Source organism: Caballeronia sp. AZ7_KS35 (assembly GCF_023631045.1).
Classification (GTDB): Bacteria; Pseudomonadota; Gammaproteobacteria; order Burkholderiales; family Burkholderiaceae; genus Caballeronia; species Caballeronia zhejiangensis.
This window is the reverse complement of record NZ_JALQDV010000003.1, coordinates 459,261-469,329: the sequence shown is the minus strand read 5'-3', so window position 1 is coordinate 469,329 and position 10,069 is coordinate 459,261. Positions and strand designations below refer to the sequence as shown.

The window sequence follows — 10,069 nt, the reverse complement described above, 5'->3', positions numbered from 1 at the left end:
CGTTATAGGCCGCCATGAAAACGCAGGCAAACGCGTTTGCAGCTGCAATGGTGCTGATATCACGCAAACGCAGCTCCTTCACCAGGCGATCCTGCAGCGTCAGATGAGCCCGTTCGACGCGTCCCTTGGCGGGGCTGCTGTTGGCGCAAAATGTGTCGATGTTGAGCTCGTACATTGCACGACCAAACTGGGTGACGCCTTTGCCCGCCGTCTCCTCGCGCTTGTGGACGTAGAACACGCTCGCGCGGTCGCTATAGAATGCCACCGGCTTACCGTGGCGTTCGAGATACGCGCGCGTCGCCTCGAAATAACTGAAAGTCGATTCGGTCGGTGCGAAGTGCAAGTGCATCAACCGGCTCGTCGCGTCGTCGACAAAGACCAGCAGTGAGCAGGCGGGTCCCCGGTCTTCAAACCAGTAATGATCGCTGCCGTCGATTTGTACGAGTTCACCGAAACAGGCTCGTCGGGCACGCGGCTGGTAGACCTTCGGCGGACGTTGCTTGCGCGGCACCCAAAGGCCGGCATCCGTCATCAGGTGCCGCACGGTTTCCTTCGACAGCACGAGGCCATGGCATTCACGCAGCTTCTCGCATGCCAGCGTCGGTCCGAAATCCAAGTAGCGCTCGCGAATAAGGGTCAGCGCACGTAAGGCCAAGCCTTCGTCAAGCTTCCGATTGCCCGGCTTGTTCCGTTTGCGTGATGTAAGGCCCGCCGCGCCCGACTCGCGATATCGCCACACCAGCCGCTCGACTTGGCGTACCGTCACGCCGAGACGCTCTGCGGCTCGACCGGGTTTGAGTCCCATATTCACCACGGCTTGGATGACCTTCAGACGGTCGAGTTCGCGCATGTTCAATGTCACCAACGTTGCTGGCTTCATGGACGGCTCCTGCAGTGGTGCAGTCAGTCGCCAGCTTGCCAGTGGTCGCAAAAACACGACATTTGTATCTTGCTAGAACACGACATTCTCATGTTGCTCCTACATCAAAAACGCCGATAATTTGTCTTATGTTAAATCAATGACGCGATTGGACGAAGCCCATCTCTCACAGTCTCATCCCATCTCGCCAGCCCGCTCCAGCAGAAACGCACGTTCCCGCCCGTTCTTCGTCAGCGAAGCCGCGCGCTCGAATTCCGCGCGCGCCTCGTTCTTGCGCCCGAGCTTCGCGAGCAGATCCGCCCGCACGCTCGGCAGCCAGTGATAGCTCTTGAGCGCGGGTGCGTCGGCGAGCGTGTCGACGATCGGCAGCGCGGCTTCCGGCCCGTACGCCATGCTCACGGCGACCGCGCGATTCAGTTCGACGACAGGCGTCGGCGCAGTCTGCATCAGCGCGTCGTAGAGCGCGACGATCATCGGCCAGTCGGTGTCGGCGGCGCTCGGCGCGCGCGCATGGCACGCCGCGAGCGCCGCCTGCAACGCATACACGCCGCGCGCACCGCCCAGCGCTTCGGATCGCTCCAGCGCGGCAAGCCCGCGCCGGATCAGAAGCGGATCCCAGCGGCTGCGGTCCTGATCGGGCAACAGCACCGGACGGCCTTCCCGGTCGACGCGCGCCTTGGTCCGCGACGCCTGAATCTCCATCAGCGCGACGAGCCCGTGAACCTCGCTCTCATCCGGCGTCAGCTCCGCGAGGATGCGCCCGAGCCTGAGCGCGTCTTCGCACAACGCCGGTCGCATCCAGTCGTCGCCGGCGGTCGCCGAATAGCCTTCGTTGAAAATCAGATAGATGACTTCGAGCACCGATCCGAGCCGCGCGGCGCGCGCATCGGCTTTCGGTACCTCGAACGGCACGCGGGCGGCCGACAGCGTGCGCTTCGCGCGCACGATACGTTGCGCGATCGTCGGCTCCGGCACGAGAAACGCACGCGCGATTTCATCCGTCGTGAGTCCGCCGATCAGGCGCAGCGTCAGCGCGGCGCGGGCATCGACGGACAGCACCGGATGACACGCCGTGAAGATGAGCCGCAGCAGATCGTCGCCGATGTCGTCCTCGCGCGCGGCATCGAGCGCATCGACGAAATCGGGCGTGATATGCGCTTCCCGCGCGTCGAGATCGCGTCCGTATTCTTCGTGCTTGCGCGCGTGCAGCGCGTGTTGCCGCAGACGGTCGAGCGCCTTGTTCTTCGCTGTCGTCATGAGCCACGCTCCCGGCTTCTCGGGCACGCCCACGCCCGGTTGGCTCCAGTGTTCCAGCGCGGCGACGAACGCGTCCTGCGCCAGTTCCTCGGCAAGCGCGACGTCGCGCACGACGCGCGCCACGCTCGCGATCACCTTCGCGGACTCGATGCGCCACACCGCGTCGATGGCGCGCCGGGCGGCATCGTCCGGCGTGCTGTCCCGTTTCGCGCGCCCGCTCACGCCGCTTCCGGATCCATGTGCACGAGCTCCCAGATATGGCCGTCGAGATCTTCGAATCCGTGGCCGTACATGAAGCCGTGATCCTGCGGCGCGCGCGGCGCACGTCCGCCCGCGGCGATGGCTTTCGCAACCAGATCGTCGACTTCCGCCCTGCTCTCGCACGACAGGCACACGAGCGCTTCGGTGCTCGCGTGGGCATCGACGATCGGTTTTTCGGTGAAAGTCTGGAAGAACGTTTCGACGAGCAGCATCGCGTAAATGTTTTCGCCGATGACGAGGCACGCGGCGTCGTCATTCGTGAACGCCGGATCGAAGCTCAGGCCCAGTGCCTTGAAAAACGTCATCGAACGCTTGAGATCGCGAACGGGAAGGTTCACGAAAATTTGTTTGTGCATGGCGGCGGTCTCCGGGTTGATCGCTGTTTTCAATACCACGACGAACGGCGCGCAGGAAAATCGACACGAAGCGCGTGTCAGGTATAGCAAGGGCCGACTTTTCGGACTTCGACGGTGCACCATTTCGCTGCCGGACATTCGGCCGCGATCGCGACCGCTTCGGCGCGCGTTTCGCAATCGATCACAAAAAAGCCGCCAATCATCTCCTTAGCTTCGGCGAACGGTCCGTCGATGACGCGCGGATCGCCGTTCGTTGCGCTGACGCGCGCCGCATCCCTGAGCGATGTCAGCGATTCGACCGCGCGCAGCACGCCGCGCGCCTTCAGTCCTTCCGCGAATTCGCCCATCTGGCGATACGCCTCGCGCCCCTCTTCTTCCGTGCGCTGGCCACGCTGTTCGACCGGTTCCACGACGAGTAGCAGATAAGCCACGACGAGCCTCCGAATGTTTTTTGATGCGTTCAAGTCTATCTCGATATTGACAAACACGAACATGCCCATCGATACTGCGACACATGCACGCAGCCATCCTTTTCTCCACCGCCGCGATTAAAAACCGCATGAACGCCATCCGTGGCGGGTCATCGGGACAGCGTGTGCGCTAGCAGAAAAGCAAGCAGACAGATTCCGAAGGCCCCGCCGCAAGACGGGGCCTTCTTGTTTCTGCGTGCAAGGTTCCGTCTTCGGCTCACATCATGGAGAGCAGAGATGGAAAAGGTATCGCAAGTTTTCGCGCGTCATGGCGTCGGCCACGGCGTCGCTTCCGGGCGCCTTGCTGCATCGGGCGCGCGCGTCGTGGTCTTTGTCGAAGTGCATCCGCATCAGATGGTGTCGTGGCGGCTCACGCGCGACGCCGAACTGCGCATCGGCGATGCGGCGGCGCCGTCGATCTGGCTGACGCGTCATCGCGATCCGTACGATTACTGGATGAAGCCCGGCGATGTCGTGCGTCTCGCGCGCGGCGAGCGTGTGTGGCTCACGTCCGAGAGCGATCAGCCGATCGAGGTGTCGCTCACGTCGTATCGCGTCGCGAAGCGCGGACTCGTGTCGCGCTGGCTGGCGAGATACTGGCCGCGCATGTCGGACCGGCACGCCAACGCATTCTGACGATGCCGATGCCGATGCTCACGGCTCGACGCAACGGAAGCTCGCCGCGACGTTGATGCTGCCCTTGCCCATATAGCGCGGATAGTTCGGATAACGGCACATCGGCCGCGTGCGTCCGTTGGTGGCGGGCGCGATGTCGCTGCCAATGAGCGTCTCCGGCGCGATGCCGTTGCTCACCCAGTCGTCGAGCGCGCCGAGCTCGTCCCACGCGGGGATGAACACGCCGTTGCCGTGCTGGAATCCCGGCACCATGTAGAGCCGCATGAACGCATCGACGCTGTCCTTTCCGTAACGATCGACGAGCCCGCGATAAAACGCGATCGTCTGATTCGGGCTGATGACTTCGTCGGCGAGGCCGTGCATCGCGATGAGCTTGCCGCCATGCGCGATGAACGCGGTGAAATCCGGGTTCATCGCGCCGACGGTGTACGCGAGCGTGACGAGGCGCTGCTTGAAGCGCCCGGGCGTGTCGACGTCGAACGTGAGCGAGCTGAACGCGAGATCGCGCGTGACGAAGTGGCGGATATAGGCATCGCCTTGGGCGAACAGATAGCCGTTCGCGGCGAACGTCGGCGGATTGAGCAGCGTCGGCGAATCGCCGAGGCCGAGCGCGCCGGAGAAGTCCACGCCCTGAAACACGTTGTAGCCCGGATAGGCGCTGACGTCATACGCGAGCGGATACGGCAAGGTGACGCCGTCGCGCAGGGTCTCGAGCGTGTCGATCTGCGCGTCCGACAGACAACTGTCGCGCAAGGAAGGCCGCTGTCCGTTCTCGCAACGCAGCGACGCGATGATCTGCGGCTCCAGTTTCCTGCACGCCTCGACATTGCTGACGATCCCGTCCGCCGCGCCGTCGAGCCGGTCGCAATCGTGCACGACGGTCTCGAAGACGCGCCGCTGCTGCGCAAGGCCGACGAAGCCGCCCGGCTTCGCATACGACGCCTGGCCGATCTTCACGCCCATCAGCCGCACGCCGGAAAAGTTGATGGCGGGCGCGTTGGCGATGACGCCGTCGTAGTCGTTCGGAAACCGCTCGATCACCGTGAAGCCCTCGCGGCCGCCGGTCGAGCCGCCCGCGAAATAGGTCTTTTCGGGCGCCCGCCCGTAGCCCATCTGGATCAGCGCGAGCGCGACGTCGCGGGTTTTCTTCAGATGGCCGAAGCCGAAGTTCACGATGGCTTCGTCGTTGCCGGCGAAGTCCGCGCGCCCCGAATTGCCGACGTGGCCCGAATCGGAGCCGAAGGTCGCGTAGCCGCGCGCGAGCGGCGTCGAATCGGGGGCGAAGGACATCGGCTCGGTGCCGGAAACGATGGTGCCGTTGTAGCCGCCGCCGCCCATCTGCAGGGCGCGGCCGTTCCAGCGGCTCGGCAGATTCACTTCGAAGCGGATATCGGGCGTCGTGTCCTGCAGCGCCCTGATGAAGCCGGTAATGCGGCAGTATTCGCCGTTGCGGTTGCCGAGCGCCGCCGCCTTGACGACCGATGCCGAAACGATCGTCGCGCCGCGCGTCGGCAAGCCGATGATCGACGCGGGCACGGTTTTCCCTTCGAGATCGGCGCAGTGTTTCGTCAGATAGGTCGCCGCGTGGGCGTTCGAGCACGCGGCGAACGCGATCGCCGCAAGAAGCGCACGGATGCCGGGCAAACCGGAAGTGAAGAAAAGGAAGAACCGAAGCACGTCTTTTAAGGTGGCTACTTCAAACGCCGCACAATATATAAGAACAGTTTGCAGATAGCCATTCGGGTCTGCCGGTCGTTGCAGGGCCGCGTCCGGTGCCCTGCCCGCACATGTCATTCGCCGTCCCATTCGCCGCGCAGATCGCTATTTTCCAGAAGCTGTAGCAAGGTTTCGGCCGGACGGCTCAGATGTTTGGCGCCGAACGCGATGAATTCCACTTCGGGCAATTCGGGCAAGTCGGCGCGATTCACCGGCGGCGCGAGTCCGCGCGCCGCCAGGAAATGCGAGCGCACCGTCAGCCCGAGACCGCCGCGCGCCGCGGCGATGCAGCCCGCGTGGCTGCTGCTCGTGCAGACCATCTGCCAGCTTGCGCCGGACATCGCGAGCGAATCGAGCACGACGCCGCGCGTGACGCTCGGCTCCGAGACCAGAATGAGCGGCAGCGGCTCTTTCGTATCGACGACCGTTCCCGGCTTCGCGAGCCATTCGAGCCGGCCGGAAAAAAGCCGCATGCCGCGCGCATCGCCCAGACGCCGCTTGCCGACCGCGAGATCGAGCTCGCCCGCATCGACCATCTGATAGAGCCGTCCCGTCATGCCGATCGTAATCTCCAGCTCGACATCGGGATGCGTGTCGCGAAAGGCCGCGAGCACGCTCGGCAGCGGCCCGAGCGCGATATCGTCCGATGAGCCGAGCCGCACGCGTCCGCGCAGCCGCGGCGAGCTGAACTGCGACTGCGCGTGCGCCATCGCTTCCAGAATCACGCGGGCGTGGACCAGCATCGCTTCGCCGTCGGCGGTGAGCGCGAGCGAATGCGTATCGCGCACGAAAAGCCGCCGCCCGACGCTCTCCTCCAGGCGACGAATATGCTCGGACACGCTCGACTGCCGCAGCCCGAGCTGGCGCCCGGCGTCGGTGAAACTGTGCGACGCGGCCACCGTCGCGAATGTCGTCAGCCAGACTGGATTGAGCATGCGATATTGTCATCGCATATTCCGATGACAGTCAATGCGGCTAGCGGTCTTCCCGATGACGTGCGGAGTCATTAAGATTTCACATATCGCGCAAACGACCTTGTTTTCAAAAGGCTTTCGTGGGCGCGCGGCCCTCCGCAACTCCGCTTCCACATGACCAAAGGTTCCTCCCACACGGCACTGCTCTGGATCGTCGCCGTGGGCTTTTTCATGCAGGCGCTCGACACGACCATCGTCAACACGGCGCTGCCTTCCATCGCGCGCAGTCTGAACGCCGCGCCGCTCGCGATGCAGTCGATCGTCGTCGCCTACACGCTCACGATGGCGCTGCTCACACCCGCATCGGGCTGGCTCGCCGACCGCTTCGGCACGCGCCGCGTCTATCAGGTGTCCATTTCGCTGTTCGTAATCGGCTCGCTCGCCTGCGCGAACGCGCACTCGGTGAACCAACTGGTGCTCGCGCGCGTGCTACAGGGCGTCGGCGGCTCGATGCTGCTGCCGATCGGGCGTCTCGCCATATTGCGCGCCGTGTCGGGCGAAGCCTACGTTTCCGCGCTCGCGATGATCTCCGTCGCCGGCCAGGTCGGCCCGATTCTCGGCCCGACGCTTGGCGGCTGGTTCGTCGAGTCGTTCTCGTGGCACTGGATCTTCCTGATCAACGTGCCGATCGGCGCGGTCGGCCTGTACGCGGTGCAGCGCTTCCTGCCGAACGACACGGTGCATGACGCCCCGCCCTTCGACTTCGTCGGCTGCGGCTTGCTCTCGATGTGCATGGTGTCGTTCTCGCTCGCGCTCGATTGCCCGGTCGAGACGCATCGCGGCGCGGTATCGGCGGCGCTGTTCGCGCTCGCGGCCGTGTCGGCGTTCGCTTATGTTCCGTACGCGCGCAAGAAGCGCAATCCGCTCTTTCAGCTCGCGCTCTTTCGCGAGCCGAACTTCAGCGTCGGGCTGATCGGCAATCTGCTATGCCGGATCGGATCGAGCGCCGTGCCGTTTCTGCTGCCGCTTCTGATGCAGCTCGAACTCGGCTACAGCCCGCTGCATTCGGGTCTGATGATGCTGCCGATCGCCATCGCCGGCACGATCAGCAAGCGCTGGATCGCGCAGCTCGTGAAGCGTTACGGCTACGACATGTTCCTGCTCGTGAACACGGCGCTCGTGGGCGCGTCGATCGTCGCGTTCGCGCTGTTTTCGCCGACGCTGCCGCTCGCCGTCGAAATCGCGATTCTCGCCGTGTTCGGCGCGTGCAACTCGATGCAGTTCGCCGCGATGAACAGCGTCACGTTGAAAGGCCTGTCGAGCAAGGACGCGGGCAGCGGCAACAGCCTCTTCTCGATGGTGCAGATGCTCGCGATCGGTTTGGGCGTGTCGATCGGCGGCTCGCTCGTGCAGCTCTTCGAGGGGTCGTTCTCGACTGCGACCGGCTTCAAGCTGAGTTTCGTGTGCATGGGCGTCGTCACGTTGCTGTCGGGTGTCGTGTTCCGCTATCTCGATGACGCGCCGGGCCGCTCCGCGCCTGCCGCAGCGGGCAAGCGCGCGGCATAGCAAGTATTCTGTCCGTCCAACCGATCTTTGGAGCGCAACCGTGCAATACCGCAAATTCGGCAATACCGGTCTCACCGTTTCGCGTCTCACCCTCGGCACGATGACCTTCGGCCTGCAGACCGAGGAAGACGTGTCGCGCAGCATCATGGACCGGGCGGCGGACGCGGGCGTCAATTTCATCGACACGGCGAACGTCTATCCGCTCGGCAGCGGGCACGATCTCGCGGGCCGCACCGAGGAAATCGTCGGCCGCTGGCTGAAAGGCCGTCGCGACCATTACATTCTCGCGACCAAGGCCGTGCATGAAATGGGGCCGCTCGCGTGGCACAAGGGCGCATCGCGCAAGCATCTGCTCGACGCGATCGATGCATCGCTTAAACGGCTCGATACCGATTACGTCGATCTCTATCAGCTTCACAACGACGATCACGACACGCCGCTCGACGAGATGCTCGAAGCGCTCGATACCATCGTGCGGCAAGGCAAGGCGCGCTATATCGGCGTGTCGAATTTTCTGGCGTACCGGCTGGCGCGCGCGCTCGGCCGCTCGGATGTGCTGCGCGCCGCGCGTTTCGTCTCCGTGCAGCCGCGCTACAACCTGCTCTTTCGCCAGATCGAGCGCGAATTGCTGCCGCTCGCGACCGAGGAAGGACTCGCCGTCATTCCCTACAACCCGCTCGCCGGCGGACTGCTGACGGGCAAGCACCGCTACGACGCCGCCCCGAGCGACGGACGCTTCACCGGCGCGGTCGGCAAGGCAGGCGCGATGTATACGCAGCGGTACTGGCACGAGCGCGAATTTCACACCATCGAAGCGATCAAGGGAATCGTTGCGCCGACCGGACGCTCGCTCGCGAGCACGGCGCTCGCGTGGGTGCTGGCGAATCCGGCGGTGACGTCGGCGATCATCGGCGCGAGCCGGCCCGATCAGCTGAACGAGACGCTCGCGGCCGTCGATCAGCCGATCGATCCCGACATCAAGGCGAAGCTCGATGAAGCGACGGTCGAATACCGCTTCGGCGACGCGTTGCGCTGATCGTTCAGACGCGGGCCGCGCGGGCGCGAACCACGCCTTCGAGCGAGTAGATCGCGAGCGCGGTCCAGATGGCGCCATAGCCGATCACCTGATCGTGCCCGAAGAACTCGTGATAGATCACGACGCCGATCAGCAATTGCAGCGACGGCGTGATGTACTGGATGAGCCCGAGCATCGATAGCGGAATGCGCCGCGCGCCTGCCGCGAACAGCAGCAGCGGCACCGCGGTCACGGGCCCCGCCGCCGCAAGCAGCAGTTTCACGCTGAGCGAGGCATGTTCGAAGCCGCTGCCGCCGTGCGAATTCAGAAAAAAGAGATACAGCAGCGCGACGGGACACAACAGCATCGTTTCGAGCGTGAGTCCTTCGAGCGCGCCGAGCGATGCGGTCTTGCGCAACAGCCCGTAGCCGCCGAAGGTCAGCGCGAGCGCGAGACTGATCCACGGCGGCGCGCCGTTCACCCACGTCAGCCACGCGACGCCTGCCGCGGCGATCGTCACCGCGAGCCACTGCACCGGCCGCAGCCGCTCGTGCAGGAACGCCATCCCGAACAGCACGTTGACGAGCGGGTTGATGAAGTAGCCGAGACTCGCCTCGACGATGCGCCCGTCGTTCACCGCCCAGATATAGATGCCCCAGTTCGCCGACAGCAGCACGGCGCTCGCGGCGAAACGCGCAAGCAGACGCTTGTCGCGCAGGACGGGGCCGAGCCACTTCCATTGACGCCGCACGGTCATGACGATCAGCAGGAATGCCATCGACCACGCCATGCGATGCGCGAGCATCTCGACCGCGCCGATCGAATGCAAGGCCTTGAAGTAAATCGGAAAAAGGCCCCAGATGGCAAAGGCCGCGAATGCGTAGACGACGCCTGGATTCATTGTTCGATGCGTTGAGCGGATAAACGCCGCGTACGAACGATCGGCTCGTTCGCGCGCCTGCTCGCCGTGTTCCCGGAAAGCGATCCGCAAGGATTGG

The 10,069-nt window shown here is 64.3% G+C and carries 10 protein-coding genes; 3 read left to right on the top strand and 7 right to left on the bottom strand.

All coding sequences use genetic code 11. From position 1 onward, the window contains the following. From NCT05_RS08345 to NCT05_RS08330, 4 genes are all read right to left on the bottom strand, one after another. Positions 1-880, bottom strand: an 880-nt coding sequence (locus NCT05_RS08345) for an ISNCY family transposase (RefSeq protein ID WP_250502038.1), incomplete at its 3' end; no start/stop codon positions are given. Between the two features lie 174 nt (positions 881-1,054). After that, positions 1,055-2,359: an RNA polymerase sigma factor gene (locus NCT05_RS08340; protein ID WP_250434714.1), complete on the bottom strand. Its 1,305-nt coding sequence runs from the start codon at positions 2,357-2,359 to the stop codon at positions 1,055-1,057. Then, positions 2,356-2,754, bottom strand: a complete 399-nt coding sequence (locus NCT05_RS08335) for a VOC family protein (RefSeq protein WP_175982886.1) — start codon at positions 2,752-2,754, stop codon at positions 2,356-2,358. Before NCT05_RS08335 ends, NCT05_RS08340 begins: the two co-directional genes overlap by 4 nt. Positions 2,755-2,831: 77 nt before the next feature. Next, entirely contained in the window at positions 2,832-3,185 is a 354-nt protein-coding gene (locus NCT05_RS08330; protein WP_250502037.1) for a YciI family protein, read from the bottom strand. Between the two features lie 276 nt (positions 3,186-3,461). Between NCT05_RS08330 and NCT05_RS08325 the strand changes: the two genes are divergently transcribed. Continuing rightward, on the top strand, positions 3,462-3,860 hold the full coding sequence (locus tag NCT05_RS08325; protein WP_250439749.1) for a DUF2917 domain-containing protein: 399 nt from the start codon (positions 3,462-3,464) through the stop codon (positions 3,858-3,860). Positions 3,861-3,878: 18 nt separating this feature from the next. Here the strand turns inward: NCT05_RS08325 and NCT05_RS08320 are convergent, their stop codons facing one another. Then, positions 3,879-5,537: a tannase/feruloyl esterase family alpha/beta hydrolase gene (locus NCT05_RS08320; RefSeq protein ID WP_250502036.1), complete on the bottom strand. Its 1,659-nt coding sequence runs from the start codon at positions 5,535-5,537 to the stop codon at positions 3,879-3,881. A 113-nt stretch (positions 5,538-5,650) separates the two neighbouring features. Further along, complete coding sequence (locus tag NCT05_RS08315) at positions 5,651-6,511, bottom strand: LysR family transcriptional regulator (RefSeq protein WP_008349626.1); 861 nt, start codon at positions 6,509-6,511, stop codon at positions 5,651-5,653. A 153-nt stretch (positions 6,512-6,664) separates the two neighbouring features. Here NCT05_RS08315 and NCT05_RS08310 point away from each other — a divergent pair, with 153 nt between their 5' ends. After that, on the top strand, positions 6,665-8,056 hold the full coding sequence (locus NCT05_RS08310) for a DHA2 family efflux MFS transporter permease subunit (protein WP_250439743.1): 1,392 nt from the start codon (positions 6,665-6,667) through the stop codon (positions 8,054-8,056). 40 nt (positions 8,057-8,096) lie between these two features. Further along, positions 8,097-9,092, top strand: coding sequence for an aldo/keto reductase (locus tag NCT05_RS08305; RefSeq protein WP_250502035.1), 996 nt, complete (start codon positions 8,097-8,099; stop codon positions 9,090-9,092). Positions 9,093-9,096: 4 nt separating this feature from the next. Here NCT05_RS08305 and rarD read toward each other — a convergent pair whose 3' ends face one another. After that, positions 9,097-9,972, bottom strand: coding sequence for an EamA family transporter RarD (rarD, locus tag NCT05_RS08300; protein WP_008349632.1), 876 nt, complete (start codon positions 9,970-9,972; stop codon positions 9,097-9,099). Positions 9,973-10,069 lie beyond the last annotated feature (97 nt).

Coding starts and splice junctions, on each gene's coding strand:
- NCT05_RS08335 (WP_175982886.1), bottom strand. CDS start 2,754: ATGCACAAACAAATTTTCGTGAACCTTCCCGTTCGCGATCTCAAGCGT.
- NCT05_RS08325 (WP_250439749.1), top strand. CDS start 3,462: ATGGAAAAGGTATCGCAAGTTTTCGCGCGTCATGGCGTCGGCCACGGC.
- NCT05_RS08315 (WP_008349626.1), bottom strand. CDS start 6,511: ATGCTCAATCCAGTCTGGCTGACGACATTCGCGACGGTGGCCGCGTCG.
- NCT05_RS08310 (WP_250439743.1), top strand. CDS start 6,665: ATGACCAAAGGTTCCTCCCACACGGCACTGCTCTGGATCGTCGCCGTG.
- rarD (WP_008349632.1), bottom strand. CDS start 9,972: ATGAATCCAGGCGTCGTCTACGCATTCGCGGCCTTTGCCATCTGGGGC.